Source organism: Actinoplanes sp. HUAS TT8 (assembly GCF_051380535.1).
Taxonomy (GTDB): Bacteria; Actinomycetota; Actinomycetes; order Mycobacteriales; family Micromonosporaceae; genus Actinoplanes.
In genome coordinates this window covers 2,112,521-2,139,154 of the sequence record NZ_CP195646.1, presented here as the reverse complement: position 1 = coordinate 2,139,154, position 26,634 = coordinate 2,112,521, and the positions used below count along the sequence as shown (strand labels likewise).

Here is a 26,634-nt window from a genome sequence, read left to right as displayed (position 1 = left end):
TACAGTACGGAGAGAAGGCCCGTCCCCGCTTCGCCGCGGTCCACCCGACACGTCGCGGCTGCGCCGGCGCGACCGGCACGTCCGGCGCGTCCACAAGGAGGCTTCCGTGCAACAGCAGCCCTCGTCCCCGGAGCCGTCCTTGCCGGCCGAGCCGTCCGGCCCGATGGAGGAGGCCGAGGCGGTCGCCGTCGATGTGACCGGTCAAAGCCTGCTGGAGATCTTTCATGAGCCCGATTCGGAACTGGCCGAGTCGATGCGGAAGCTGGTGAACGAGGTCAAGTACCGGCAGGCGACCGTGTCCAGCTTCGGCAGCTTTTTGCAATGACGTTGCCGGCGCGCAGGCACCGGCTCTCCTCGGCACAGGTCACCGACATCGCGTGGGGCCGACCCGACTCTCGGACCATCCAGGCGCTCTACGCGGCCGACGACAGCCGTCAGCGGCTGCTGACCGTCGCGACGCTTCGGCGCCATGGGCGGGAAGACCGGACGCTTGTCGATGCGCTGTCGGTGCTGGAGGCGGCCCGGCAACGCGACGACCGGTGCGTCACCGAGCTGTTGCGCATCGGCTGGGTCGGGCCCTGGGCCGCTGGTCAGCTCGTCCGCCCCGATGCGGCCAAGCAGGTCGCGAATCCGCTCGGCACGTTGGCGGCGGCAGCCGCGTTGCGCACCGGCATCGACGCACGGCTGCCGGCCGACGTTGTCGCCGGTGAGCTGCACCTGCCCGGCATCGGGACATTGGCTATGACGGGGCGCCCGGACTCCGGCGTGATCCTTGACGTGCACGACAACCGGATCGACTTCCTCCTCGACGACGGCCGTCTTCCGCTGCCGGTAACGCGCACCCATGACTGGTCGCCGGCCCGCTCGATCGAGGACGGCGGGCTGCGGCTTCTGTTCGACGATCGACACCCGGGACGGGACTGCTTCAACCAGAAGCCGGAGCAACCGCTTCCGGAGAACACGTTCCACCGGTGGAGACAGGTGATCATCGCGGCCTGGCGGTTGCTGTCCCGGACCTCCCCGGTCGTCGCGAATCAGGTCGCCCAGGGAATGCGGGTCGTCGTGCCGCTGGCCCCGTCAGCACACGGCGTGGCCACGAGCATCAGTTGCGCGGACGCACTCGGCGCGATCGCCTCCACGGCGCCATCCGACCCGGCGGAGTTCGCGGTGGCCCTGGTCCACGAGTGGTCGCACACGATGCTCAACGGCCTGCTCGGCTTCCTCAGGCTGCACGAACCGACCGCCGATCGACCCCAACACGTCGCGCCCTGGCGACCCGACCTGCGACCGATCAGCGGGGTGTTGCACGGGACGTACGCATTCATGGCGGTCGCCGAGACCTGGCGGGACCTGCTGGCTCACGACGGGCGCGCGGCGACCGAGTTCGCGCGACGCCGGATCCAACTGGCCGAGGTCCTCGCAACCTTGCCGACCGTTCCGGCGCTCACCGACCAGGGCCGCCGCTTCGTCGAGATCCTGCGGCAGCGCCACGCCACTCTGATGGACGTCGCGCTGCCCTCGCGGGCGGTCGCCGAGGCCACCGCCCGGATCGACGAGCAACGAGCCTCCTGGGCTCGGCGCCGGACGTCGTGACCGCCGGAGGCCGCCCGAGGACGGCTCCGGCGGTCACCGCCGGTCAGGTCGGCGGCGCCTCGATGTCACACTCCGCCCGCTGCCCCCGGATCGCGTCCAGGGTCGCCGGGTGGTTGGCGCCGAGCACATTGCTGATCGTCTTGCACACCTGATCGAACAAAACCTGACCACCGGCCTCGTCACCGGTGGCGATCTTGTTCAGCGCGGCGTTGACGGCCACGGCCAGCGTGTCCGGGTGCTCACTCCCCCGGGCCTCGACCGATCGTTGGAAGGTGGTCCAGGAAAGTTTGGCCGCCTCGATCGTCTCGCCGGCCAGGAATTTGTCCTCGGCGAGATTTGTCGCAGCCGCCAGCGTGTACGGATGTTTCTCCCCCAGCTGCGCGGTGAGCTTGGCCAGGGCATTCTCGTCGAGACGCCGGGCTTCCTCGCGATCCCCGGCGGCCCGCAGCGCGACTGCCAGGTTCACCTTGGCGGCCAGACTCAACGGATGATCATCCGAGAAGACCTCGCGATAAACATCCGCCGCCTCCCGCAGAAGCGTCCGCGCCTCGTTGAGCTCGGCCGATCCGCAGGAGCGTAGGACCAGCGCGTAACTGCTCTTGGCGGCCAGGGTGTGCTCGTGGGTCGCCCCGAACCGGGTGAAGTGATCGTGGTAGTTCTGTCGTGCATTGTCGCGCGCATCGGCGAGGAAGCCGTTCTTGCGCAGCGCCATGGTGAGGGTCCGCGTCGCCAGCAACAGGTCCCGGTGCCGCAGGCCGAACAGTTCCCGGTACTTCGGGACGGCAGTCCTCAGCAGGTCGAGAGCCTGCCGATACTTACCGAGGCCGTAGTAGTCACGGGCCAGGTTCTCCACCGAGTGCAGCGTACGCGCGTCGCCGTCACCTGCCTCTGCGCGATATTTCGCCAGCATCTCCTCGTCGACCTGTGCTGCCTCGGCGAAACGGCCGAGGTGACGCAGGCTGACCGCGAGATTCTTCTGAGCCCGCCAAGTCATCTCGTCGTCGGCGCCGCGCACCCGCAGGTGCCGGGCCACGTTCTCCTCGTCGCGGCGCAGGGCGTCGGCCATGTGGCCCTCGAGGCGCAGATCAACACCGAGGCCGTTGGCGGTGAACAGCGTGTGCTCATGATTCTCGCCGAACTTCGGGCTGAGACGCATCCGCTCGAACGAATCGGTGTTCAGCCGGCGAGCCCGGCTGGTCCGCCCGAGCATCCGGTACGCGTTGGCGAGATGGCGCTGGACCAGCAGGGTCGCCTCGTCGTCCCGGTCGAGCCGGCCGGCTTCGATCTCCTCGTCCCACCGCTTTAGGGCGACCTCGCCGAGATGCTGGCTCGATTCGTAGTCGCCGATGATGAGGAAGTATCGCGTCTGGTCGACGACAACCATCCGGGCGTTTTCCTCGACGGCGTCGATCAGGCGGGCCGCCTCGACGTGCGGGGCGATCTCCTCCAGCACCGGCCAGTTGACCCGCTCGTCCGGGTATCCGGGGTTCGCTGCGGCCAGCAGGCCCTGCGCGTTGCGGCGGCTCTGCTGCCGCCGCTCGTCGATCAACTCATCCCGCAGCACGCGCTGCGTCAGCCGGTGGACCTGGATGCGCTGCCGATCATCGACGCGGGCCAGGCCGAGTTCCCGGATCGCCTTGATGGCCCGGTTCAGGTCGATCGGGCGGTCGAGCGCCTGACGCAAGGAGTCGCTGAGACCGCCGCTGCGGCCGGCACGTAGGAGGGTGACCGAGACCGGTTCCGGGCCGAGGAACGCAAACAGTTCCAGCAGCTCCGCGGCGGCCGGGTGCTCGTCCCGCAGGCGGTGAACAGCCAGCTTCAGGTAGGCGTAGACGGTCTGCGGATAGTCGATCGGCTTGCCCTCGGAGAGCAGGTCCTCGACGTTGGCATCGAACAATTCCAAATACTCTGAGACCGGCATCCCGGTCGCCGAGTGCCAGTTGCCCGCCTGCTCCAGCGCGAGCGGCAGGTCACCGAGCTTGTCGGCAAGCCGGTCGGCATCCGCCTCCGCGATCCCACGGCCGTGCCGACGCAGCAACTCGATGCTCTCTGCCCGTTCGAAGACGTCCACCTCCAGCGCCTTGCCCCGGGCCGACCAGGCAGAGGCATTGCGGGAGGTGACGATGACGTGCCCGACACCGGTGGACGGCATCAGACCGCTCAGTGCCTCAGGGTTCTCCACGTTGTCGTAGATCAACAACCACGGGAAGAAGCTGGTGGACAGGGCCTCGAGCACCAGGGCGGTGGTCACCTTCGCGTCCAGTTCCACCGGGGTGCCCAGTCGCTGCGCCATCTGGGCGAGCGAGGCCCGCACCTGGCCGGCCGAATCAGCGTTCATCCACCAAACTAATGGATATTCGGACAAATGGCGATAAGCATACTCGATCGCCAGCTGCGTCTTGCCGACCCCACCGAATCCGTGCAACGCCTGCGGCACCACTGAGACCTCTCGGCTGGTCCGCAGAGTGGCCTCCAATTGGGCCAGCAGGTCCCTTCGACCAGTGAAGGCCGGATTTCGCTGCGGCAGCACATGTATCGGACGCGGCACCGTGACGGCACTCTCGGACGGCAATGTGGCGGAATCCGGCAACGGGGCCAACACGGCGAAGCCTCCCGGCGAGAAGTCGGTGTGGGGAACAGCTTTCATGACCCCGGAATTATCTGAGCCGGACGCCGATTCTCTCACCGACAGGCCGGATGAAGTGGCTGGTTCACCGCCAAAGCGTCGCGTCACAGCCGAGCAGAGCCCCCGAATCTGCTCATCTGGGTACAAATATTTGCTACCGGTATCCGTCACCCATTGGTGGAGCCGCAGCCCCGCTCCGCCCGGCGCCTTGTGCGCGAGGCGCTCGGCATAGAGCATCGGCGATGCGAATCCACCCCAGGCACCGACGTCCTGATCGACGGCCCTGATCACCGCTCGTAGGTCATGCCAATGGGATGGCGTTGTCGCGCCCGGCGAATCGACCATCTCCGAGTACGTGTCCCGAAGCACCTCGGCCGCGACCCCACCGAGGATGGCCGCCAGCGAGTCGAGGCTGGCCTCGTCCAGGGCGGGAATCGTCGCCCCGGCGGCGGGAAACGCCATCTGCGACCAGTGGAGCGGACGGCGAATCGTGACGGCCTCGCGCGGGTGGTACCGGTTGTGCTGCCGCAGGAATGCTCCACTCGCCTGCCCAGCCAGTCGGAAGAACCACCACCGGCTCTCTTCCGGCATGCCGGTGAAGGAGACGAATTGCAGAGCGGTGGCGATCACCGAGAGCAGGTACTGCGAACGCCAATCACCCAGCTGCACGGACTTGATCGCCTCATTGCCGGCACGATAGATCGCCTCGAGGGTCTGTCCGAACAGAGCACTCAACCGCGGCGGTTGCCGCCATGGCTCCAGGAGAAACGACAGCAGCGCATTCTGCTCGTCAGCCCGCAGGTCATGGACGCTCGGCGCGACCACCGACATCATCAGGGTCACCGGATCACGGGTCATCGGCGCGTCCGGCTCGAACGTCGACAGATCCACCAGCTTGAAGTTGGTGGTCTGGTAGGCGCCGTACGCCTTCGGCACCAGCACGTTCTCGGTGTGCAGGTCCCCGTGGGCGAGACCGACGACGGCGTCGATGGGCAGCTCGGCGGCCAGCGCCTCGTCGGTCATCATGAGCAGCGGGTTCGGCATGTCGACCGGTCTCGGCCCACTCTCGTCACGAAGGTAACGGAACCCGGAGCCGAGCAGCCCGAGCGACGCGCCCAGCGACTCGGCCGAGGCGCCCGGGCTCAAGGTGCGCCCGAACTCGCGTTTCAGATAGTCACCGACAGTGGTCTGCGACGACTTGATCCGACCGACGTTCCACTCCTGGATGATTCCCTCGACCACAGCCCGGCAGGCCGCCGCCAAATGATCGTCCGGAACTCCGGACAGCGAGACGAACTCCAGACTGGCGCCGGCTATGTCCTGAAACATCAGCCGACCGCCACCGTCGATCGGGAACGGTTCGAAGGCCTGACCGACCAGATGGCGCTGAAAGAACTCGGGGCTCGAGTGGGCCTGCGCGGCCTGATGCGCGCCCGGCTCGTCGACCGCACCGCCAGGCGGGCAGGCCTTGACGATCACCTGACGATCGGATGCGCCAGGTGTTCGGACCAGAACCGCCGCGAGTCTGGCCCCGGTGTACCCGTGCGCTGTCCACGGCTGACTGGTCAGCCGCACGGTTCGCCGCAGTTGCGACGCCCATTCCAGTAATGCGGACGCGGCCGGCCCGCCGAGGGCGTCCCTCAGCGGTTCCGATGTGTCCGGTATTCCTTGCACTGCCATGCCGCCCCTAACGTCACTGCACGGCCTGGTGCGCCCATGGGTGTGACGACGGCAACGTCGAGCCGACGTCCCGCACACCGTATCGATGCACGCATGGCCCCAGCAACCCGATGGCCGACACCGGCACCTGGTCGGGCACCGGCCCGTGTGCCCAACGAGTGACCGTTCGCCGGGCTATCTGTCCGATCGTGGACATTCGCGGGCGCGGGCGGCTCGGGTGAACTGATCGTCCCAGCGGCGGGGGAACGGGAGCATCCGGTGCTTGGCCCGCCAGGGCAGCATCTGCCGGACGACGTTGAAACCGGCCGCGGAGATGACGCGCTCGGCCTCGGCGAACAGCGGCCACACCGGATAGACGTCGACGTTGTCGACGCCGACGGGCGGCCGGTGCGGTGCCGCGACGAGCAGGCGTGGATGACGGTTCTCCAGGGTCGCGCATTCACGGGCGTACGCGATGAGCTCTTCGATCTCGGCCGGAGGCCCGGTGTGCGGGATCAGCCAGGCACCGTGGGCGCCACCGGCCTCAGCCGGCGGATCGACGAGTTCCAGCGGGGCGACGGAGCCCGAGATCTCGGACAGGTGAGCGCGATGGCCGTCACTCAGCTCCTCCAGCGTCCATGTCTCGTCGAATCGCGTCGTGCCCATCAGCGGCCGATAGTCCTCCCATCGCAGCAGCCGGGCCAGGTGAACCGTCCGGATGCTCGACGGCAGAGCCAGGCCCGACAGTTCGCCGTTCACCCCCGCCGGAAAAGCGTCGACGACCAGGGTCTCGGGCCGGAACTCACGCAGGGCGGCCGGCAGCGATCCGGAGAACGAGTGGTGCGGGCCGAGCACCCGTGGATCCGCCCCGAACGGAGAATCGGTCACGACGACCGACGGCGTGTCGCCGTGGACGGTGTGCAGGTAGGCGCGGATGCGGGTCAGGTGGCCGAGGCCGCCGCCCTGCGCGTAGCAGACGATCACTGGGTTGCGGCCAGCACTTTCAGATAGCCGTCGGTTTCGCCGGCCACCGAGAACTGGGTGCGCACCCGCCGCGCCCCGGCCGCCCCGAGCGCCGCGAGTTCCTCGTCGGAGGCCAGCGCCGCCCGGTGCACGGCGGCGCGGCAGCCGTGGGGATCGCCGGCCACGAAGCGGAATCCGATCTCGTCGTCGACGAGGTCGGCCAGCCCGCCCGCGTCGGAGGCGAGCAGCGGGATCCCCAGTGCCGCTGCCTCAAGGGCCACGTTCGGCAGGCCGTCGTAGAAGGACGGCAGCGCGACCAGGTCGCATCCGGCGTAGACCGACAGCAGCTGGTAGCGGTCCTGGAACGGCAGCGTGGTGTAGTCGACCGCCGGGTGGGCCGACAGCCACTCGGAGATCCCGGGTTCCAGCTCTCCGGCCAGCACCACGTGGAATCGCGCGGCGTGACCACTCGCCACCAGGGCGTCGAGCAGAAGTCGTACACCCTTCTTGTTTTTCAATTGGCCGATCAGGCCCAGGGTCCGGCGCCCGAGCGACGCGCGCCGGGCTGTCGCCGCCGCCTGTTCGGACGGCAGGATCTGCCAGTCGTCGGTGTCGATTCCGTTGGCGACCCAGCTGACCGGGACCCCGGGCGCGACCGCGGAAACCTGCGCGGCGGTCGAGCCGGCGACCACGCACACGTGGGCCGAGGCCCGCAGCGCTTCGAGGACCATCGGCTGCCGCCGCAGCGAGAACATCCCGGTGTCGAAGTCGTTCCCCCGCAGGAGCGTGATCAGCGGCAACCCACTCCAGGCGGCGTAGACCGGAGCCGCCAGAAGCGGATAAGTCCCACCGAATGCCACAATGTGCGAGTACTTTTGGATCGACGGCGCGAGTGACGTCCACAGCAGCCGCAGCGCGTGCTCCGGATCCTCCCCCAGTCCGACCGTCCGGACTCCGGTGACCTGCTGAACCACCGACCGCCGGCTCAGGTGCACGACGTCGACCTCAATCCCGGCCCGCCGCAGCCCCCGCACGATTCGATCACACGAGTTCGCCATCCCACCCGGACTGGGCGGATAGTTCTCGGTCACCCACAGCAGCCGCATCAGCTGTCCACCAACGCGTCCGCCCCGTCGTCCAGGTAGTCCTGATCCGCCCCGGCCCCCGGGTCGAACGCCGCCCGATCATACGAGTCGAAGCTGGTGTACCACCCGTAGTCCTGATATGCCTGCGACGTCCGATGCCGATGCGCCCGCCGTCGATAGGCGGCCGCCGCGGCCGGGTGCCCGACCTGGTTGTTCGCGGCGGCGCACTCGGGGCAGAGCCCGCCGGCGGTGACGTGGTTGGCGCAGAGCGCACGGCCGCACGCGGGGCAGCCGGCGACCGCCATCACCCCGCACTTGCCGAGTGTGAAGAAGCCGGTCGTGACCGTGCACGGCGTCATGCGATCCCCCGATTCTGTGGCGTCCAGCGGAACGGCTCGGTGGCCACGGTCAGGATCCGGTCGACCTGCTCCTGGCCGTTCTGCGGCATCTGGGTCAGTTTGGCGCCGGCCAGCACGCTGCGGCGCGAGCCCTCGCGGACGAACACGCCGATCCACGGCGGTGGTGGTGTCGCCGGCACGTGGCTCGGCACGTCCGGGGGCAGCCGACGCCGTACCCTGATCGTCTGATTGATCTTGCTTTTGCGCTTCCACTTGGTCTTGCCGCGCGGATTGCGCTTGGTGATCTTGCGTTTGCGTTCGCGGTCGACGACGAGGATCTCCAGGATGCTGCCGTCGCGCAGCTCGCCGCGCAGGCGCAGCCACGGGTCGACGGTCCAGGCCTCGGTCGCGGACCGGACCGGCGGGCGCACCGCGAGCTTGCGTTCCGGGCCGGTCTTGCCGGGCACGTCGCGTCCGCGCAGGTCGGCGGTGACCGTGAGGGTGCCCTTGGGGCCGAGGTCGGAGCAGATCTCGATGATCACCGGCACGAGGACGTCGAGGGTCCGCGCCGGCAGTGCCCATTTGCCGCGCCGGACCAGGCCGGCGTGCCGGTGCAGGCTGTCGACGAGCGCGGTCCAGTCCGCCGCCGGGTGCGTGGCGGTGAACCCCCGCTGGTGGACGAGGGCCTGGTGCAGGGGATGGAACCCCGCGAGGGCGGCCTTCTGCTCGCGCCAGAACATGATCGGACCGTATCAGTGGCCCTCGACCCGGTCATAGACGGCGGACAGCCGATGCCGCACGTCCGACCAGGTGAGGACCCGGTGCCGGGCACGCTCGGCGAGCTGCCGGGCCGCATCCGGGTATTCCAGGAGCACCCGGATGGCGCGGGCCAGCTCGGCCGGCCGGTCCGGTGGCACCAGACGGCCGTCGTCGCCCAGCACCTCGCGGATCACCGGCAGGTCGGAGGCGACGACGGGGGTGCCGGCGGCCATCGACTCCCACACCTTCATCGGGCTGCAGCCCTGGTCCAGGTTGCGCGGGCTCGCGGTCAGCGGCGCCACGGAGAGTTCGGCGTGGGCCAGCCAGGCCGCGACCTGCTCGTGGGGCAGGGTGTACTGCCACATGACGCGCTCGCCGAGGCCGAGCCGGTCGGCCAGGCGGCGCAGCGGGCGGGCCCGGTTGGGTGACACGGACGAGCACACGACCAGGGTGAGATCGGTCAGGTCGGCCAGCCGGGCGAACGCGCGCAGCAGCACGTCGACACCCTGCCACGCCTGCAGTGCGCCGACATAGATCAGATATCGGCCGGGGGCGGCCGGTGGGCGCGGTGATCCCGCCGGCACCGGGTCCGCTCCGTTCGGCACCAGATGGACGCGGTCCGGCGCGGCGCCGCGATCGACAACGGCCTTTTCGATCACGTACGAGGGGACGACCACCGCCGCCGCCCGCCGCAGACAGTCCTGTTCCAGCTCGCGAATCTTGTCGAGGGTGCTGGGCGCGACCATCGGCCACGCGTACGGCAGCTCGACCGACGGCAATCCGTTCGCCTCGTAGACCATCGGCCCGGTCACCGGCAGGGCGCTCCACGGATCGCGCACATGACACAGTTCGAGCGTGTCCCGATGCGGCGCGAGCTGCTCGGCGACCCAGGCGGTGAACGCCTCGGCACGGTCCAGCAGGTTCGGCACCACGTCGGTGAACCGGACGATCTCCACTCCGCCCTCGCGCTGGTAGGCCGGCAGGTCACCGCCGCCGAGCACGCACAGCAGCCCGCCGTCGTAGCGCGCGAAGAGCTCGGCGGCCATGTGCCGGATGTGCACGGCCGAGCCCTTGGTGGACGGGAAACGGTCGAAGGCGATGTACGCCGCGCGATGCCGGTCAGACACGGACACGCTCCCGATGCCAGGCGATCTGCCGGGCCAGCCCGTCGTCCAGACCGGTCCGCGCGGTCCAGCCGAGCAGCCGCCCGGTCCGGCCGGTGTCGGCCCAGGTGCAGGTCACGTCGCCGGGCGCGGGATCCTTGGGCACGGTCGGCGACGGCGTGCCGAGCAGCGCGCCGATCCGGTCGAGAGCCTCGTGCAGCCCGGCGGTGACCGGATGGCCGACGTTCAGGACCGTGCCGGCCGGCAGCGGCGCGTGGGCGGCGCGGATCGTGGCATCCACGACGTCGCCGACGAACGTGAACGAGCGCCGCTGGCCGCCGTCGCCGTAGAGCGGAGCGGGCGAGCCGTCCAGCGCGGCCTCGATGAAGCGGTGGAACGCCATGTCCGGGCGTTGGCGGGGGCCGTACACGGAGAAGTAGCGAAGGACCACGGCCGGCATGCCCTCGGCAACGGCCCGCTGCACCAGCCGTTCCGCCTCGACCTTCGATGTCGCGTACGGACTCCGCGGGTCCAGCCCGTCGTGCTCGGCCGAGGGGCGCGCGGCCTCCCCGTACACCGACGAGCTGGAGGCCAGCACGAATCGGGGCCGCGACCGGGCGCACGCCGCGAGCAGCCGCCCGGTCGCGGTCACGTTGTCGCGCTCGGCATCGGCCTGCCCCGGCCCCCACGAGGCCCGCACGCCGGGACGCCCGGCCAGGTGCAGCACCACCTCCGCGTCGGCGAGCGGCCCGAGATCGTCGGTGGCGAGATCACACTCGGTCAGCGGGACGCCGGCGCGAGCCAGCACGGCGATGTTCCCGGCGACCGCGGCCGGCGACGCGTTCCGCGCCGGGGCATCCACCGCCAGCACGTCGTGCCCGGCCGCGACCAGGGCGAGCACCAGATGGCTGCCGATGAAACCGGCCGCTCCCGTCACCACCACGCGCACACCGGGCACTCTATCCGCCCCGATCATTCCCGGAGGCCGGCCGCGGTCAGCGACACGTGCCGCGCGAGCAGCCCGGCCGCCGTGTCCGCGTCGCCGGCCAGGGCCGCCTCCTCCAGCCGGCGATGCTCGTCGAGGTGGTCGCGCGGCGGAGCCAGATCGGTCGCCCAGACCCGGACCAGCTCACTGGCGACCCACATCCGGTCGAACGTCTCCAGCATCACCGCGTTGCCGCAGCCGTCCAGCAGAGCCCGATGAAACTCGCGGTGGGCGGTGGTCCAGGCACCTTTCTCGTACGCCGACGTGCGCGCGAGCCGGTGGTGGGCCGCCCGCACCCGCGCCTCCCACTCCAGGTCGCCCCGGGCGATCGACAGCCGCAGCACCGCCGGCTCGAACGTGGCGCGAGCCTCGGCCAGGTCCTGCCAGCGCTGGTCGGACGCGCTGGGCACGGCGAAACCGCGGTTGGTGAGCCGGTCGGCCAGCGCGTCGCCGACCAGGCGCACGAGCGCTTCGCGGACGACGGCCAGGCTCACCCCGTAAGACCCGGCGAGTTCCTGGGGTTTGAGCGCGGCCCCCGGGGCGAAGTGACCGGACAGGATCTCCTCCCGGAGCGTGGTGTAGACCCGTTCCGAGAGCATCTGCTTCGCCTCGACCATGAGCATCATCGTAGACCATTTGTTGGATAATCGATTTTCGGTGCTATGGTCGATCACGTCCGATCGTTCTTGGAAGGATCACCCGCATGAACGACCCGTTCGCCCGTCATCCCGAGACGGGGACCTTCACGGTCACCAGCAGCACCGTCGCCGACGGCGCCGCATGGAGCAAGGCCCAGTTCTCCGGCGCCTTCGGCGTCCCCGGCGGTGAGGACGTCTCGCCGCAGCTGTCCTGGTCCGGCGCCCCCGAGGGCACGAAGAGCTACCTCGTCACCGTCTACGACCCGGACGCGCCGACCCAGTCCGGCTTCTGGCACTGGGCCGTCGCCGACATCCCGGCCGACGTCACCTCGCTGCCCGAGGGCGCCGGCGACGACACCGGCTCGGGCCTGCCCGACGGTGCCTACCAGCTGCGCAACGACGCCGGTCAGGCTCGTTTCATCGGTGCCGCCCCGCCCGCCGGGCACGGGCAGCACCGCTACTTCATCACCGTCCACGCGCTGAGCACCGACAAGATCGGCGTCGGGCCGGACGCCACGCCCGCGGTGCTCGGCTTCACCGCGCACAACCAGACCCTGGCCCGGGCCACCATCGTCGCGACCGGCGAGATCCCGGCGAGCTGACCCACGAGGCGGGGCGTTCCGGTCACACGGAGGCGCCCCGCCAGTGGCGGTCCCAGTGGGGCCGGCGGCCGTCGACATCGTCGATGCCGTACTCCTCGGCGAGATCCCAGGACGTCAGGACCTGGCCGGTGCGGGCACTGACCGCCGGGTCGGCGGCGAGGGCGGCGATCGCACGGCCGACGTAACGCGGGGTCTCCGAGGCCAGGAAGTGGGGGTCGCGGTCACCGCCGTCGCGCCAGTTGGCCTCGGTGACGCCGAAGTGATCCAGCACCGCCTCGGACCGCAGGAAGCCGGGTGTCACGGCGATCGCCGTGATGCCGTGCTCCCGCAGTTCCTCGGCCTGGGCCAGGGCGAGCCGGTTGACCGCGGCCTTGCTCAGGTCGTAGGCGAGGTTGCCGCGGTACTCCCGGCCCACGCCATCGGTCACCTCGACGATCAGGCCACCGCGGTGGCGCATCATCAGCGGCACCGCGTGCCGGCTGGTGATCAGGTGGGTGAGCACCGAACGCTCCCACATGGCCCGGAACTTGCCGAGGTCCTGCCGCCAGAACGGGGTGCCCCACTCGCTCAGCGGGTCGCCGCCCCAGATGTCGTTCACCAGGATGTCGAGGCGGCCGTGCCGGTCGGCGATCCGCTCGATCAGGGCCGCCACCTGGTCGGGATCGCTGTGGTCGCAGGCCACGGCGATGCCGAGTCCACCGGCGGCGGTGACCAGATCCGCGGTGTCCTCGATCGTCTCCGGCCGATCCATGTCGGACCGTGCCGCGCGTGTGCTGCGCCCGGTCACCCACACTTCCGCGCCGGCCGCGCCCAGTTCCACGGCGATGCCCCGGCCCGCGCCCCGGGTCGCCCCGGCCACCACCGCGATCTTCCCTGCCAACGTCTTCGTCTCCATGCGAGTTAGTGAACCACAATTTACTAACTCCGGCGACCCGGTACTGTGCTGCCATGGCACGCCCCCGGACCGTCTCGGACGACGCGATCCTCGCCGCCGCCGCGGACGCCGTCGCCGCCTCCGGGCCGGCCGGCGTCACCCTGGCCCAGATCGGCGCGGGCGCCGGCCTGACCGCGGCCGCGCTGCTGCGGCGCTTCGGGTCGAAGGATCAGCTGCTGCTCGCCCTGGCCCGGCACTCGGCCCAGGTGGTGCCGGCCCGGCTGGCCGCCGCCGGGACCACGGACGAGCTGGTCGGCGTGTTCGTGGCGATGGCCGCGAGCGTGCGCGGCTCGGCCGAGTTCGCCAACCACCTCGCGTTCCTGCTGATGGATCTCTCCGTGCCGGAGTTCCAGCAGGTCGCGCGGGAGTATGCGACGGCCGTGGAGGCCGCGATCGCCACGGTGCTGCGGCGGGCGGCGGCGGCCGGCGAGATCGACGCCGGCCGGGCGGACCCCGGGTTGGCCGGGGCGATCCACGCCGCCTACAACGGCGCCCTGCTCACCTGGGGCATGACCGGTGCCACCGGCGGCCCGGCCGAGCAGGTCCACGACCAGCTGATGCGGCTGATCCGCCCGGTGCTGACGTGAGGGTCCTGGTCGTCGGCGCCAGCGGCCTGCTCGGGCGCGAGGTCACCCGGCAGGCCCGGCTCACCGGCCATGACGTCGTGGGGACCTTCCACCGTCAGCCGATCGAGCGGGGCCGGCCGCTCGACATCCGCGACCGGGCCGAGGTCGCCGCGCTCGTCGCCGACGTGCGACCGGAACTGATCGTCAACGCGGCCTATCTTCAGGCGGACTGGGCGACGACCGCGGACGGCGGGATGCACGTGGCCGCGGCTGCCGCGACCGCACAGGCACCGCTAGTGCACGTGTCCAGTGACGCGATCTTCTCCGGGAGCGCGCCGGAGTACGACGAGACGGCGGCACCGGACCCGGTCACCCCCTACGGGGCGGCCAAGGCGGCGGCCGAGGTCGCGGTTCGTGGCCTGGTCACGGACGCGGCCATCGTCCGTACCTCATTGATCGTCTCGAACGGTGAATCGCCCACCGAGCGATTCGTCCACGAACTGGCCACCGGGCAGCGGGTGGGCGCCCTGTTCACCGACGACATCCGGTGCCCGGTCCACGTCGCCGACCTGGCGGCGGCCGTCCTCGAACTGGCCGGGGTGCCCGGCGTGCATCACGTCGCCGGGCCGGAGGCGATCAGCCGGCACGCGCTGGGGGTGCTGATCGCCCGCCGCGACGGCCTGGACCCGGACGCGCTGCCCACGGCGCTGCGGGCGGGGAGTGGACTTCCGGGGGCCGTCGCCGTACGTCTCCATGGTGAAGCGACGCAGAAGCGCCTAACCACCCGCGTGCGCGGTGTGCGGGAGTTTCTCGGGCCGTGACACGGGCGGGTGCAGCACCAGCACGACGACGACGGCGACCAGCACCACGGCGGCCAGCAGGACCGGGATCGGGGTGATGGGGTCGAGCAGGACGAGCACGCCGCCGAGCGGGACGGCCAGGTTGACGACACGGTCGGCGTTCTCGCGCAGGGCGATCCACCAGATGCCGAGGACGAAGACGGCGACCGGGACGGTCACCGCGAACGAGGCCGCGGTCGCGCTCAGCTCGCTGTGCCCGGTGAGGACGTCGATCTGGACCTCGATGCCGGCCGAGAACGCGGCCGCCGCGGCGAACACGAAGTAGTGAACGTAGCCGTAGCGGATGGACTGCGCGAAGCCGCGGATCGCCCGATGGTGCGGCGGCCAGAAGTAGATCCACCACAGAGCGCAGGTGACCGCCAGGGTCATGACCGAAATGGATACCAGAGGGGCGAGCGCCTCGTGGTCGTGCAGCGCCTCGATGATCGCGTTGGCCGACGCGAGCAGGCTCTCGCCGAGCACGATCAGAGTGAACAGGCCGTAACGTTCGGTGATGTGGTGCGCGTGCCACGGGGTGAGGCCGGTCCGCTCGGCGATCAGCGGGACGGCCAGTTCGGCGGCGATCAGGAACGGGTGCACATAGAGCTGGACGTCGTCGGGCAGGAACAGCCGGGCGATCCAGAACAGCTGCACGATGCCGATACCGATGGCGTAACGCAGCGTGGTCCGGCGGTTCTCCCCGGCGAAGCGTGAGGCGCGCAGCCACTGGGCGATCATCGCGACCCGCATCACGACGTAACCGATGGTGACCACGAGCCAGTTCTTGTCGACGAACGCCGGCTCGACCCCGGCGGCCAGCACCAGCACGCCGCCCATCTGCAGGAACGTGAGAACGCGATAGAGCCAGTCGTCCGCCCCGTAGGAGGTGGCGAACCAGGTGAAATTCATCCAGGCCCACCAGATGCCGAAGAACACCAGCGCGTACGCGATCACGCCGTGCCCGGCGTGGCCCTCGCTCAGCGCGTGATGCAGCTGCACCGCGGCGATGCTGACCGCGACCACGAACACCAGGTCGAAGAAGAGTTCGAGCGGGGTCGCGGTCCGGCCCGGCTCGGCGGGGTCACGGGGTCGCATCGGTGTGAGTCCTAGAGGCACCGCGGCAGCGTAACCGGCCGGCCCCCGGCCGTCGTTGACTACGCATGGTCCCGCAACCGCCACGCCGCACCACCCACGCCTTCGGTACCCCGCGCAACCGGCTCGTCTACGACCGCTGGGGGCGGTTCGGGCGCCCGGTCGTCCTGCTGCACGGGCTGCGCTACGACCGGACGATGTGGTGGCCGGTCGCCGCCGAACTCGACGGGACGTGCGCGGCGATCGCCGTCGACCTGCCCGGGCACGGCGACTCGGTGCCGCGCCCGGGCCTGTCCCGGCTGGCCGAGGATCTCGCGCTGCTCGTCCGGGGACTGGACCTGCATCGGGCGCCGGTGCTGGTCGCGCACGGGGAGTCGGCGCGGCTGGCTCGGGCGTTCGCGGAACGCTACGCCGTGCAGCACGTGATCACGCTGGACGCCGGCACCGCCCCGGACCTCGCGGTCGTGCCCGCGGCTTTCCGGCAGTTCGCCGTACGCCGCAATGATCCGACCCTGACCCCGGCCTACCGTGAGTGGTCGGGGGTTCCGGTCGGCGCGGGGCCGCAGGCCCACGTCGCCGCCGGCGCGTTCCCGCACCTGAGCGACCCGGTCGCGTTCGCCGCGCTGGTCCACGGGCTCGTGTAGAGGTCGGCCACCACGATCGGGCGGACCCACATCTCCGGGCCGTCCACACAGAGCAGGTTCCGCAGCCGGGTCAACATCTCACCGCACCGCCACCCCGGCGTAGCGGGTCGCCCGCTCCTCGTCGAGCAGCAGCCGCCGCAGCCGGCCCAGCGCCCGCGCCCGGGTCGGACCGATCGCGCCGACCGGCATGTCCAGGCGGGCGCTGATGTCGGTGTAACGGGCGTCCGGATCGATCGCCATCTGCCACAGCAGGCGCCGCTGGCGCTCCGGGAGGCGGGCCAACGCGCGGCGGACACTCGCCGCCTGTTCCGCGCGCAGCAGGCCCGCCTCCGGCGCCTCGCCCGGTTGGGCAAGCCACTCGTCCAGACCGGTCACCGGACACTCGCGGTCCCCCCGTGCCACCGCGTGCAGACAGAGCCGGCGCATGGTCACGGCCAGCCAGGACCCGACCGCCTCGGGGCACTGCAGCCGATCGATGCCGTTGAACAGTTGCAGCCACGTCGCCTGCAGCAGATCACCCACCTGATCGGGTGGGATGCGGAACCGGCGGGCGATCGCCCGCAGGCGGGGACCGTACGCGTCGACGAGGATCGTCCAGGCCTGCTCGTCACCGGCCCGCGCGTCGTGTACCACCGCGGCCAGATCCCGCGCCACCGCCTGTCGCATGTCCGCCACTCCCCCAACCCGTGTCGGTCGCTGACCACTGAAGACTGCTTCCTCGGGCCGCGCCCTCGCGCCGGGGAAAACCCTGGTGTCATGCGGATCCGGGGCCCGGCAGGCACAATCCCGGCATGATTCGCGAAAGCCTGCCCGTGCGCCGGGAGGCCCGCCGGCTCCTCGTCGGCGTGCTCCTCTCGTCGATCGGGCGGGGTCTGACGCTGCCGTTCCTGTTCATCTATCTGACCGATGTGCGCGGCCTGTCCGACGCCGCGGCCGGCATCGCGATCGGCTGGTTCGGCGCGGTCCTGATGGTCCTGGCGCCGGTCGGCGGGACGCTGATGGACCGATTCGGGGCGCGGCCGGTCGCGCTGACCAGTCTCTGCGGCCAGACGATCGGATCAATTCTTCTCGCGTACGCCGTGACGCCCGCCCTCGCCGTGGTCGCGCTCACGGTCTCCGCGGCCGGTATGGCGTCCAGCTGGGCGACGAACGCGACGATGCTCACCTCACTGACCGGTGAGCACGAGCGGCAGAAGGCCTTCGGGTTGCAGTTCGCCCTGCTCAACCTGGGGATCGGGCTCGGCGGCGTGATCGCCGGGACGTTCGTCGACGCGCACCGGCCGGGGACGTTCCAGGCGATCTACCTGCTGGACGCGCTGACCTACCTCGTCCCGCTGACGATCCTGCTGTCGATGCCCGCGGTCGGCCGGCGACTCACCGCGCCCGGTCCGGCCGGAACACCGTCGGGCGGCTACCGCGAGGTGTTCCGCGATCACGCGTTCCGCCGCCTGCTCATCTTCGGCCTGGTCCTCACGACCTGCGGATACGGCCAGATCGAGGTGGGGTTCCCGGCCTTCGCGGTCCGGACCGCCGAGGTCGCGCCGCGCGTCGTCGCCTGGGCGCTGGCCGCCAACACCGTCATGATCGTCACCGCGCAGCTCACCGTGATGCGCCGCATCGAGGGCCACAGCCGCAGCCGCACCCTGGCCGTGGTCGGCACCATCTTCGCCGGGTCCTGGCTGGTCCTGGGCGCGGGCGGCCTGGTCGGGGCCGAGATCCCGCTGCTCGCGGCGATCCTGGTGATCTCCAGCTCGGCCATCTTCGGCTTCGGCGAGACCCTGCTCCAGCCGGTCCTGCCCGCGCTGGTCAACGCGCTCGCGCCGGACCGGTTGCGGGGCCGCTACAACTCCGCCCAATCGGTCAACTTCGGGATCAGCTCGGTGATCGGGCCGATCACGGCCGGCCCGCTGATCGGGGCCGGCCACGCGATGACGTGGGTCGCGCTGACCCTCGGCGGCTGCCTGGTGGCGTCGCTGCTCGCCCTCTCCCTGCGCCACCTGCTGACCACGGCCCAGGACGGCCGCCCCGCCCTCACCCGAGAGCCGGCTGCCGAATAGCGACGGTCCGGCTCGTCCGGCAGGCGCAGCACGTCACGGCGAACGTCTTGATCATCCATCAGGTGCATGGTCGCATATTTCTCGACATCCACGCCCGCAGCGAAAAAGAGCTGGTAGACGGCATGCCAAGGGCGCTTCGGAAGCGACCGGCAGCGATGTAACAAATTGACGTGTTGCGGAACCATTAAATAAACCTTAAAGAAGCTTGAGAGCTTGATGACATGGGTCGATGCTGGGCGCCTCTCCCCCGTTTCCCCCATGAAGGGCACAAGATGTCCGATTCGCAGCAGCCGCGCCCGTGGCGGCGCCCACGGTGGCTCGCCGCCGGGACGATCACCCTGGTGGTCGTCGGTCTCGGCGTCGCCGGGGTCACCCAGGCCTTCGCCGCCAGCACCGGCACCATCGTCAGCTCGGCCAACGGCAAGTGCCTGGACGTCACCGACGGCAGCACCGCCAACGGCAACCAGCCGCAGATGTGGACCTGCGCGAGCGGGCCCAACCAGAACTGGACGCTGGCCGACAACGGTCAGGTCCAGGGGCTGGGCAAGTGCCTGGACGTGGCCAACAACTCGACCGCCAACGGCGCCGTGATCCACCTGTGGGACTGCTACGACACGGTCGCCACCCAGAAGTGGTCGTACAACGCGTCGACCAAGGACCTGGTGAACGTCGCGGCCAACAAGTGCCTCGACATCAAGGACAACAACCTCAACAACGGGGCCAAGCTGCAGCTGTGGGACTGCGGTGGCGGCGCCAACCAGAAGTGGACGTTCTCCGGCGCCCCGACCACGCCGACGAGCCCGCCGACCACGGTGCCGACCAACCCGAACAACCCGGACCTGGGCCCGAACGTCACCGTCTTCGACCCGTCGATGTCGTCCTCGACGATCCAGAACAAGCTCACCTCGGTCTTCAACGCGCAGGTGGCCAACCAGTTCGGTAACGCCCGTTACGCGCTGCTGTTCAAGCCGGGCACGTACTCCAACGACGTCAACGTCGGCTTCTTCACCCAGGTCGCCGGTCTCGGTCTCACGCCCGACCAGGTGAACATCAACGGTCACGTGCACGTCGAGGCCGACTGGTGGCCGGACGGCTCGCAGAACGCGACGCAGAACTTCTGGCGCTCGGCCGAGGGCCTGTCGGTCACTCCGGCCGACGGCCTCGACCGCTGGGCGGTCTCGCAGGCGGCGCCGTATCGCCGGATGCACGTACGGGGAAATCTTGCTCTTTCCGATGGTGGCTGGTCGTCCGGTGGTTTCATCGCCGACTCCAAGATCGACGGGCAGATCCAGTCCGGTACGCAGCAGCAGTTCCTGACCCGCAACACGGCGATGGGCAGCTGGAACGGCTCGAACTGGAACCAGGTCTTCGTCGGCTCGACCGGCGCCCCGGCCCAGAGTTTCCCGTCGCCGCCGTACACCACGGTCGGTTCGTCGCCGACGATCGCCGAGAAGCCCTACCTGTACGTCGACGGCACCGGCGCCTACCAGGTCTTCGTCCCGTCGCTGCGCAGTAACGCGTCGGGCACCACCTGGGCCTCGGGCACGCCCGCGGGCACCTCGCTGCCGATCAGCAGCTTCTACGTGGTCAAGTCCGGCGACACCTCGGCGACGATCAACGCGGCCCTCGCGGCCGGCAAGAACCTGCTGGTCACGCCCGGCGTCTACCACCTGAACCAGACGCTCAACGTGAACCGGGCCGACACCGTCGTGCTCGGCCTGGGCGTGGCCACGTTCGTCCCGGACGGCGGCGTGGACGCCATGCACGTCGCCGACGTCGACGGTGTCCGGATCGCCGGTCTGCTCTTCGACGCCGGCACGACCAACTCGAACATCCTGCTGCAGGTCGGCCCGACCGGTTCGACGGCCACGCACGCCAACCCGACGGTGCTCTCCGACGTGTTCGTCCGCATCGGCGGCGCGATCGCCGGCAAGGCCACGATCAGCGTGCAGATCAACAGCAACAACGTGATCGGTGACCACGCCTGGATCTGGCGGGCCGACCACGGCAACAGCGGCACGGTCGGCTGGAGCACCAACACGGCCCGCAACGGCCTGATCGTGAACGGCAACAACGTCACGTTCTACGGCCTGTTCGTCGAGCACTACCAGCAGTACCAGACGATCTGGAACGGCAACGGCGGCCGGACGTACTTCTACCAGAACGAGATGCCGTACGACCCGCCGAACCAGGCCGCGTACATGAACGGCTCGACCCAGGGCTGGGCCGCGTACAAGGTCGCCGACTCGGTCACCAGTCACGAGGCGTGGGGTCTGGGCAGTTACGCCTACTTCAACGTGAACCCGGCGGTGGCCAACGCGCACGCCTTCGAGGTGCCGGTGACCAGCGGCGTCAAGTTCCACGACATGGTGACGGTCTCGCTCGGCGGCACCGGCACGATCACCCACGTGATCAACAACAACGGCGCCGCCGCGAACAGTGGCCACCAGGTCACGTACCTGACGACCGGCCCGTGAGACCGCCGGTGCCCGGGCGGGTCGCCCACGCTCGCCCGGGCACCGGCAACTCGGTGGAAACCGAGACGCCACCCATCTGCGATCACCGCGACGTCGACCCCGACGAAGGGAATGGTGCAACCGGCGAACACGCCGGGGGCCACCAATCGAAAGGGTCGACCTCTTGCGCTCTCTCCTCCGCCGTTTCGCCCTGGCCGCCCTCATCGTCCCGGCCGCCGCCGGCGTCATGATGACCGCGTCCCCGGCCGAGGCCGCGCCGGTGAAGACCAAGGCCGCCGAGCAGACCCTGCAGGCCGACATCGTCCGCCTCACCAACATCGAGCGCGCCGAGCACGGCTGCGCCGCGCTGACCGTGAACGACAAGCTCACCACCGCCGCCCGCGGTCACAGCGCCTGGATGGGCCAGACCGGCGAGTTCTCGCACACCGGCCGCGGCGGCTCCAACTTCGTCGTCCGGGCCCGCGCGGCCGGTTACGCCCACGCGTCGGCCGAGAACATCGCCTGGGGCTACCGCAGCGCCGAGCAGGTCATGGACGCCTGGATGCACAGCGCCGGCCACCGCGCCAACATCCTCAACTGCAGCTCGAAGACGGTCGGCGTCGGCGCGGTCTACGCCGAGAACGGCGCCCCGTACTACACCCAGGACTTCGGCTACTGACGCAGAACGGTCCCCGCCCCTCCGGCGGGGACCGTCTCCGTTTCCGGGAAGACGTTCTCAGAAGATCGGCCCGAGGTTGGCCGGCGTGAACAGGTGGTCCTCGATCGTCTGGTCCGCGGGCGGCGCCTGCACCCGCACCGGCGTCCCGTAGTCCGAGTAACTCACCACCATGTCCGCTGTCGTCACCCGGCTGACCCGCCCGTCCACGTCCAGATCGGCGCTGGTCGCGCCGCGAGCCGGCGTCCACGGGAAGTCCCGGTCGAAGGCCAGACCGGCCGACGGAACCTTCAGGTGCACCCATTTGCCCAGGTCAGCCGCGTACTGCCCGGGGTACACGCTGTTCGCCGGCTCGGCGCTCAGCCGCACGTACAGGTCGGGGCCGATCCGCCGCACGGCATAGTCGTTCCCGGCCATCTCCCAGTCACCGGTCGCCGGGTCGATCACCCCGCTGACCCGCTCCCCCTTCGCCGGCGCCACCGTGAACCGGGCGGTCTCCCGTCCGAGCCGGGCCAGCGCCCCCGCGAGGTCGGCCGAGGGCGCCACGGTCACCGGCGCCTGCGCCGCCGCGGTCCCGGTCCCGGTCGAGCAGCCGGCCGTCGCGAGCACCCCGGCCAGGAGAGCAGCGCCGATGACGTACCGCCGAATGTGATCTGACACGGCGGCAACTATAGGAGATCCGAAAAACGGCGATTTCCGCGTTCCCGGGTGCGGCCCCGGTCACCCGTGCTGAGCTGGAAACGTGTCCGAGCCCCTGTCCAGGACCGAGCTGCTGGCGCTGCTGGAGTTCCTGCCGCTGCACCACGCCGAGGACCTGCCCGAGCAGCCGCCCTACGATCACCTGAAGACGCTGCTCATCGGCCTGTCCGAGAATTTCGACGAGGGCACCGACGAGCTCGCGTTCTTCCTCGACGTGGACCCGGCCGACCTGGCCGATCAGCTCGGTGACCACTGGATCCGCGTGGTCGACGAGCCGGTCCGCGACAAGAGCCGCCTCTGGTACTTCGACGACGACCGCCTGACCATCGGCATCGGCCCGGAGGACGTGATCATCGGCACCGCCACCGGCCACCACCCGGACCACCGGGTCGCCTGCCTGCCCCGCGCCCTCACCCCGGAACTCGTCGAGGTCGCCGTCTCGGCCAGGATCTCCGGACAAACCTGAAGATCACATTCTTCATTGCCTCGGTCCGCCGGGGTACAGACCGTCGCTCCCGCGGGGACCCTTCCGGTCCTCGCAGGGCGCTGGCGCGCCCAGAACGCGAGGCCCGCAAGGGCGACGTGGTCGGGTGGTTGCGGTCAGAGCAACAAACCCTGAGCGGTGCGCATCAATCGACGATTGATGCGAGACCGGCGGCCGGCCACGTGGCGCTCATCTCCCACATTGCCTAGCGACTTGATGGCATATGGTGAGTCCGTGCGCAACCGGTCCGGCCTGCCCCTGCTCGTCTGCCTCTGTGCCGCCTTCACCACCCTGCTCGACCAGTCCAGCCTCAACACGGCCATCCCGGCCCTGCGCGGCTCGCTCGGCGCCGGCCCGGCCACCCTGCAGTGGATCATCGCGGGGTATTCGCTCACGTTCGGCCTCGCGCTGGTCCCGGCCGGGCGGCTCGGCGACGCGCACGGCCGCCGCCTGCTGTTCGCCGGCGGCGTCGCGCTCTTCACGGTCGCCGCCATCGTGGCCGGCACGGCCGACGAGCCCTGGGTGGTCGCGGTCGCCCGGCTGGCCCAGGGCGCCGGCGCGGGCACGGTCAACCCGCAGGTGTACGGCATCATCCAGGACCTCTACACGGGACCGGCCCGAGCCCGGGCCCTGGGCGCGTACGCCACGGTCGGCGGCATCGCCGGCATCATCGGCCCGTCACTCGGCGGCCTGGTCCTCAACGCGGCCGGGCCCGACCCGGGCTGGCGGCTCGTGCTGCTCTTCAACGTCCCGTTCGGCCTGGTCACCGTCCCGCTGGCGCTGCGCCTGCTGCCGTCCGGCCGCCCACCGGCCACCCGTCGTACCACCCTGGACCTGCCCGGCCTGACCTTGCTCGGGCTGGTCACGCTCGGCTTGCTGCTGCCGTTCGTGCTGCCCGCCGGTGAGGGCCCACCGCCGTACGCCTGGATTCTCGCCGCCGCCGGGATCCTGGCCGCGCTGGCCGCCTGGGAGGTCCATTACGCCCGGTCGGGCCGGACTCCGGTGCTGATCCCGGCGCTGCTCACCGACCGCGGGTTCAGCCTGGGCACGCTCACCGCCATGTTCCAGTTCGGCGCGTCTCTGTCGACCACGCTCGTGCTCGTGCTGTACCTGCAGGACGGCCTCGGCTGGTCACCCCTGCACACCGCGCTGACGACGCTGCCCAGCGCGTTCGGTTTCGCGGCCAGTTCGTCGCAGAGCTGGCGGCTGGTCAACCGGCCCAGCGTGACCGCCGCGCTGGCCGGGTCGTCGCTCGCGATCGCCGCGACCATCGGTGTCCTGCACACCACTTCCGGCCCGGCGCTGGGGATCGGGCTCACGCTGACCCAGTTGGCCATGGGTATCGGCGGCGGCCTGGTCATCTCGCCGAACCAGGCGCTGACCCTGGCCCGCGCGCCCGCCGGCACGGCCGGGCTGGCCGGCGCGTTCCTGCAGGTGTCGCAGCGGATCTCGGCCACGCTGGCGACCGCCGCGGTCACCGGGATCCTGGTCGCCACGACGACGACCGGCCCGGCCGCGGCCTCCGCCGGCCTGCTCATCTGTCTGGCCATGATGCTGCTGTCGACGATCTTCGCCGCACTCGACATCCGCCGCGATGTGACGCAGGCGACCCCTGTTCAAACCCTATCGAAGCTATAGGCTTTGCAGGGAAAGGGAGGTCTGATGAGCCAACCACAACCCCACCTGGCCCTGGAGATCGGCGACGCCACGGCCGATCCCGAGATCGCCGTCGCCGCCGAGGCGGCCGGATTCGCGCTGGTCACCATCGCCGACTCGCCGTCCGCGACCGGCCGCATCGAGGCCGGCGTCCGCGCCTCCTACCTGGCCCGGCGCACCGAACGGATCGGCCTCGCCCCGATCCTGCACGTCACCACCACCGAGCCGTTCCACCTGGCCACCCAGCTCGCCTCCCTGGACCACGCGTCCCTGGGCCGCGGCGCCTGGGTGGTCGGCGCCGAGAGCAGCCCCGCGGCATTCGCCACGGTCGGCCTCCCGCCGCTGACCGGCGACGACCTGCACCGGGAGATCACCGACGTGATCGACGTGGCCGGGCAGCTGTGGGACTCGTGGGAGGACGACGCCGTCATCCGGGACGCGGCGACCGGCCGTTTCCTGGACGCCGACCGGGTCCACCACGTGAACTTCACCGGCGCGCACTTCGCGGTCGTCGGCCCGCTGATCACGCCGCGCCCGCCGCAGGGCCGGCTCGTGGTCCTGGGCGCCGACACTCTCGGCGTCACCGGCCGCCTCGACGTCGCCCTGGTCGCCGCGACCGGCCTCGACGCGATCGCCGCGCGGGCCGCCCGGGCCCGCGCGGACGGCGCACCCCTGGTCTTCGCCGACATCACGGTGACCCAGAGCCCGGACGAGCTGCGGGACCTGGTCACCCGGCTCGGCGACGTCGTCGACGGCGTCCGGCTGCACCTCGCCGACCTCGGCGACTTCCCGCGGTTCGCCGCCGCGCTGGGCCGTGAACCGGTCACCGGGGCGACCCTGCGGGAGACCCTCGGGCTGCCGCGGCCCGCCAACCAGTTCGCCGCCGTCTAGGGAGCCGATCATGTCGCACCGTCTCCACCTCGGAGTGTTCTTCACCGGCGTCGGCCCGCAGACCATCTGGACCGATCCGGCCTTCACCTCGCACACCCACATCGACACGTTCGTCTCCACGATCCGCACCCTGGAGCGCGGCCTGTTCGACGCGTTCTTCCTCGGTGAGGGCCTTCGCGTACGGGAAAATCGCGGACGCGTCCATGACCTGGACGTCGCCGGGCGGCCCGATGCCATCACCCAGCTCGCGGCCCTGGCCGCCGAGACCACGCACATCGGCCTGGTCGCGACCCAGAACACCACCTACAACTTCCCGGCCGACCTGGCCCGCCGCCTGGCGAGTCTGGACGCGGTCTCCGGTGGCCGGGCCGGCTGGAACATCGTCACCACCGACAACGCGTGGACCGGCGAGAATTTCCGGTACGGCGGCTGGCTTCCGCACGAGCGCCGCTACGAGCGCGCCGCCGCGTTCGTCGAGACCGCCAAGGCGCTGTGGGGCGGCACCCCGGTCGACCGCCACGACGACCTGATCGACGTCACCGCGGGCCCGACCGTGCCGGCTCGCCCGGTCCTGTTCCAGGCCGGCGACTCGGCCGGCGGACGCGACCTGGCCGCCCGTCACGCCGACGTCGTCTTCTCGGCCAACACCGACTACGACAAGGCCGTGGCCTACGCCGCCGACCTGCGCGAACGCCTCGCCGGTTACGGGCGCTCGGCCGACTCGCTGCGCATCCTGCCCGGCGCCGCGGTCATCCTCGGCGACACCCCGGCCGAGGCCGAGGAGAAGGCCCGTTACATCCAGCGCGAGCAGGTCACCGGCCCGCGCGCGCTCGCCTTCCTCGAACAATATTGGGGCAAGGACCTTTCCGGGTACGACCCCGAAGGCCCCCTGCCCGACATCGAGCCGGCCGAGGGTGAACTCGACCCGTCGCGCGGCACGATCTCGATCGAGCACCGCACCGGCAAGGCCGAGCGGATCGCCGGGTGGCGCCGGCTCTCGGCCGAGCGCAACCTGTCCATCCGCGACCTGGTCATCGAGGTCACGCCCCGGCACAGCACGTTCGTCGGCACCCCGGCACAGATCGCCGACGAGTGGACCCGCTACGTCGAGAACCGCGCGGTCGACGGCTTCAACATCCTCCCCCAGCTGCTCCCGGGCACGGTCGAGGACATCGTCGACAAGCTCGTCCCCGAGTTGCAGTCCCGAGGCGTCTACCGCACCGAGTACGAGGGCACCACCCTGCGCGAGCACCTCGACCTGCCCGCCTGAGCCCCGACTGCCCCGGCCC

At 70.6% G+C, this 26,634-nt stretch carries 25 protein-coding genes; 13 read left to right on the top strand and 12 right to left on the bottom strand.

Annotation, left to right across the window (positions count from 1 at the left end):
• Positions 1–106 precede the first annotated feature (106 nt).
• Both ACSHV8_RS09350 and ACSHV8_RS09345 read left to right on the top strand, forming a co-directional pair.
• Positions 107–325, top strand: coding sequence for a hypothetical protein (locus tag ACSHV8_RS09350; RefSeq protein WP_436531386.1), 219 nt, complete (start codon positions 107–109; stop codon positions 323–325).
• On the top strand, positions 322–1,593 hold the full coding sequence (locus ACSHV8_RS09345) for an aKG-HExxH-type peptide beta-hydroxylase (RefSeq protein ID WP_436531384.1): 1,272 nt from the start codon (positions 322–324) through the stop codon (positions 1,591–1,593). The genes ACSHV8_RS09350 and ACSHV8_RS09345 overlap by 4 nt, the downstream gene beginning before the upstream one ends.
• A gap of 43 nt (positions 1,594–1,636) precedes the next feature.
• On the opposite strand, the gene fxsT is transcribed toward ACSHV8_RS09345, so the two are convergent.
• The 8 genes from fxsT to ACSHV8_RS09305 form a co-directional block, all read right to left on the bottom strand.
• Positions 1,637–5,698: an FxSxx-COOH system tetratricopeptide repeat protein gene (gene fxsT, locus ACSHV8_RS09340; RefSeq protein WP_436531382.1), complete on the bottom strand. Its 4,062-nt coding sequence runs from the start codon at positions 5,696–5,698 to the stop codon at positions 1,637–1,639.
• A gap of 375 nt (positions 5,699–6,073) precedes the next feature.
• Positions 6,074–6,862 carry a hypothetical protein gene (locus ACSHV8_RS09335; protein ID WP_436531380.1) on the bottom strand — a complete coding sequence of 263 codons (789 nt, stop codon included), beginning with the start codon at positions 6,860–6,862 and terminating at the stop codon, positions 6,074–6,076.
• Complete coding sequence (locus ACSHV8_RS09330) at positions 6,859–7,947, bottom strand: glycosyltransferase family 4 protein (RefSeq protein ID WP_436531378.1); 1,089 nt, start codon at positions 7,945–7,947, stop codon at positions 6,859–6,861. Before ACSHV8_RS09330 ends, ACSHV8_RS09335 begins: the two co-directional genes overlap by 4 nt.
• Positions 7,947–8,285: a hypothetical protein gene (locus tag ACSHV8_RS09325; protein ID WP_436531376.1), complete on the bottom strand. Its 339-nt coding sequence runs from the start codon at positions 8,283–8,285 to the stop codon at positions 7,947–7,949. Before ACSHV8_RS09325 ends, ACSHV8_RS09330 begins: the two co-directional genes overlap by 1 nt.
• The gene (locus ACSHV8_RS09320; protein WP_436531375.1) at positions 8,282–9,004 is read right to left on the bottom strand and encodes a hypothetical protein; all 723 of its coding nucleotides are present in this window, start codon (positions 9,002–9,004) and stop codon (positions 8,282–8,284) included. Before ACSHV8_RS09320 ends, ACSHV8_RS09325 begins: the two co-directional genes overlap by 4 nt.
• Positions 9,005–9,016: 12 nt before the next feature.
• Positions 9,017–10,150, bottom strand: coding sequence for a glycosyltransferase (locus ACSHV8_RS09315; protein WP_436531373.1), 1,134 nt, complete (start codon positions 10,148–10,150; stop codon positions 9,017–9,019).
• A complete protein-coding gene (locus ACSHV8_RS09310) occupies positions 10,143–11,075 on the bottom strand; it encodes an NAD-dependent epimerase/dehydratase family protein (protein ID WP_436531371.1) in 933 nt (310 codons plus the stop codon). Before ACSHV8_RS09310 ends, ACSHV8_RS09315 begins: the two co-directional genes overlap by 8 nt.
• A gap of 23 nt (positions 11,076–11,098) precedes the next feature.
• Entirely contained in the window at positions 11,099–11,728 is a 630-nt protein-coding gene (locus ACSHV8_RS09305; protein WP_436531369.1) for a GntR family transcriptional regulator, read from the bottom strand.
• An 86-nt stretch (positions 11,729–11,814) separates the two neighbouring features.
• On the opposite strand from ACSHV8_RS09305, the gene ACSHV8_RS09300 reads away from it, so the two are divergent.
• Positions 11,815–12,351: a YbhB/YbcL family Raf kinase inhibitor-like protein gene (locus ACSHV8_RS09300; RefSeq protein ID WP_436531368.1), complete on the top strand. Its 537-nt coding sequence runs from the start codon at positions 11,815–11,817 to the stop codon at positions 12,349–12,351.
• A gap of 22 nt (positions 12,352–12,373) precedes the next feature.
• Here the strand turns inward: ACSHV8_RS09300 and ACSHV8_RS09295 are convergent, their stop codons facing one another.
• A complete protein-coding gene (locus ACSHV8_RS09295) occupies positions 12,374–13,246 on the bottom strand; it encodes an SDR family oxidoreductase (RefSeq protein WP_436531366.1) in 873 nt (290 codons plus the stop codon).
• 53 nt (positions 13,247–13,299) lie between these two features.
• Between ACSHV8_RS09295 and ACSHV8_RS09290 the strand changes: the two genes are divergently transcribed.
• Both ACSHV8_RS09290 and ACSHV8_RS09285 read left to right on the top strand, forming a co-directional pair.
• Complete coding sequence (locus ACSHV8_RS09290) at positions 13,300–13,872, top strand: TetR family transcriptional regulator (RefSeq protein ID WP_436531365.1); 573 nt, start codon at positions 13,300–13,302, stop codon at positions 13,870–13,872.
• Complete coding sequence (locus tag ACSHV8_RS09285; protein WP_436531364.1) at positions 13,869–14,672, top strand: SDR family oxidoreductase; 804 nt, start codon at positions 13,869–13,871, stop codon at positions 14,670–14,672. The genes ACSHV8_RS09290 and ACSHV8_RS09285 overlap by 4 nt, the downstream gene beginning before the upstream one ends.
• Here the strand turns inward: ACSHV8_RS09285 and ACSHV8_RS09280 are convergent.
• Complete coding sequence (locus ACSHV8_RS09280; RefSeq protein ID WP_436531362.1) at positions 14,628–15,785, bottom strand: low temperature requirement protein A; 1,158 nt, start codon at positions 15,783–15,785, stop codon at positions 14,628–14,630. The two genes, ACSHV8_RS09285 and ACSHV8_RS09280, sit on opposite strands and share 45 nt — an antisense overlap.
• Positions 15,786–15,850: 65 nt before the next feature.
• Between ACSHV8_RS09280 and ACSHV8_RS09275 the strand changes: the two genes are divergently transcribed.
• Complete coding sequence (locus tag ACSHV8_RS09275; RefSeq protein ID WP_436531360.1) at positions 15,851–16,426, top strand: alpha/beta fold hydrolase; 576 nt, start codon at positions 15,851–15,853, stop codon at positions 16,424–16,426.
• 78 nt (positions 16,427–16,504) lie between these two features.
• On the opposite strand, the gene ACSHV8_RS09270 is transcribed toward ACSHV8_RS09275, so the two are convergent.
• On the bottom strand, positions 16,505–17,092 hold the full coding sequence (locus tag ACSHV8_RS09270; RefSeq protein ID WP_436531358.1) for an RNA polymerase sigma factor: 588 nt from the start codon (positions 17,090–17,092) through the stop codon (positions 16,505–16,507).
• A 125-nt stretch (positions 17,093–17,217) separates the two neighbouring features.
• On the opposite strand from ACSHV8_RS09270, the gene ACSHV8_RS09265 reads away from it, so the two are divergent.
• The 3 genes from ACSHV8_RS09265 to ACSHV8_RS09255 all read left to right on the top strand — a co-directional run bounded on the left by ACSHV8_RS09265 (position 17,218) and on the right by ACSHV8_RS09255 (position 21,618).
• Positions 17,218–18,483, top strand: coding sequence for an MFS transporter (locus ACSHV8_RS09265; RefSeq protein WP_436531356.1), 1,266 nt, complete (start codon positions 17,218–17,220; stop codon positions 18,481–18,483).
• A gap of 272 nt (positions 18,484–18,755) precedes the next feature.
• Positions 18,756–20,960, top strand: coding sequence for a ricin-type beta-trefoil lectin domain protein (locus ACSHV8_RS09260; protein WP_436531354.1), 2,205 nt, complete (start codon positions 18,756–18,758; stop codon positions 20,958–20,960).
• Positions 20,961–21,123: 163 nt separating this feature from the next.
• On the top strand, positions 21,124–21,618 hold the full coding sequence (locus tag ACSHV8_RS09255; RefSeq protein ID WP_436531353.1) for a CAP domain-containing protein: 495 nt from the start codon (positions 21,124–21,126) through the stop codon (positions 21,616–21,618).
• Positions 21,619–21,675: 57 nt separating this feature from the next.
• On the opposite strand, the gene ACSHV8_RS09250 is transcribed toward ACSHV8_RS09255, so the two are convergent.
• A complete protein-coding gene (locus tag ACSHV8_RS09250) occupies positions 21,676–22,275 on the bottom strand; it encodes a hypothetical protein (protein WP_436531352.1) in 600 nt (199 codons plus the stop codon).
• Positions 22,276–22,357: 82 nt separating this feature from the next.
• Between ACSHV8_RS09250 and ACSHV8_RS09245 the strand changes: the two genes are divergently transcribed.
• From ACSHV8_RS09245 to ACSHV8_RS09230, 4 genes are all read left to right on the top strand, one after another.
• Complete coding sequence (locus tag ACSHV8_RS09245) at positions 22,358–22,780, top strand: hypothetical protein (RefSeq protein WP_436531350.1); 423 nt, start codon at positions 22,358–22,360, stop codon at positions 22,778–22,780.
• A gap of 252 nt (positions 22,781–23,032) precedes the next feature.
• Positions 23,033–24,436 carry an MFS transporter gene (locus ACSHV8_RS09240; protein ID WP_436531348.1) on the top strand — a complete coding sequence of 468 codons (1,404 nt, stop codon included), beginning with the start codon at positions 23,033–23,035 and terminating at the stop codon, positions 24,434–24,436.
• 24 nt (positions 24,437–24,460) lie between these two features.
• Complete coding sequence (locus tag ACSHV8_RS09235; protein ID WP_436531347.1) at positions 24,461–25,345, top strand: LLM class flavin-dependent oxidoreductase; 885 nt, start codon at positions 24,461–24,463, stop codon at positions 25,343–25,345.
• A 10-nt stretch (positions 25,346–25,355) separates the two neighbouring features.
• The gene (locus ACSHV8_RS09230; RefSeq protein ID WP_436531345.1) at positions 25,356–26,615 is read left to right on the top strand and encodes an LLM class flavin-dependent oxidoreductase; all 1,260 of its coding nucleotides are present in this window, start codon (positions 25,356–25,358) and stop codon (positions 26,613–26,615) included.
• Positions 26,616–26,634: the final 19 nt, after the last annotated feature.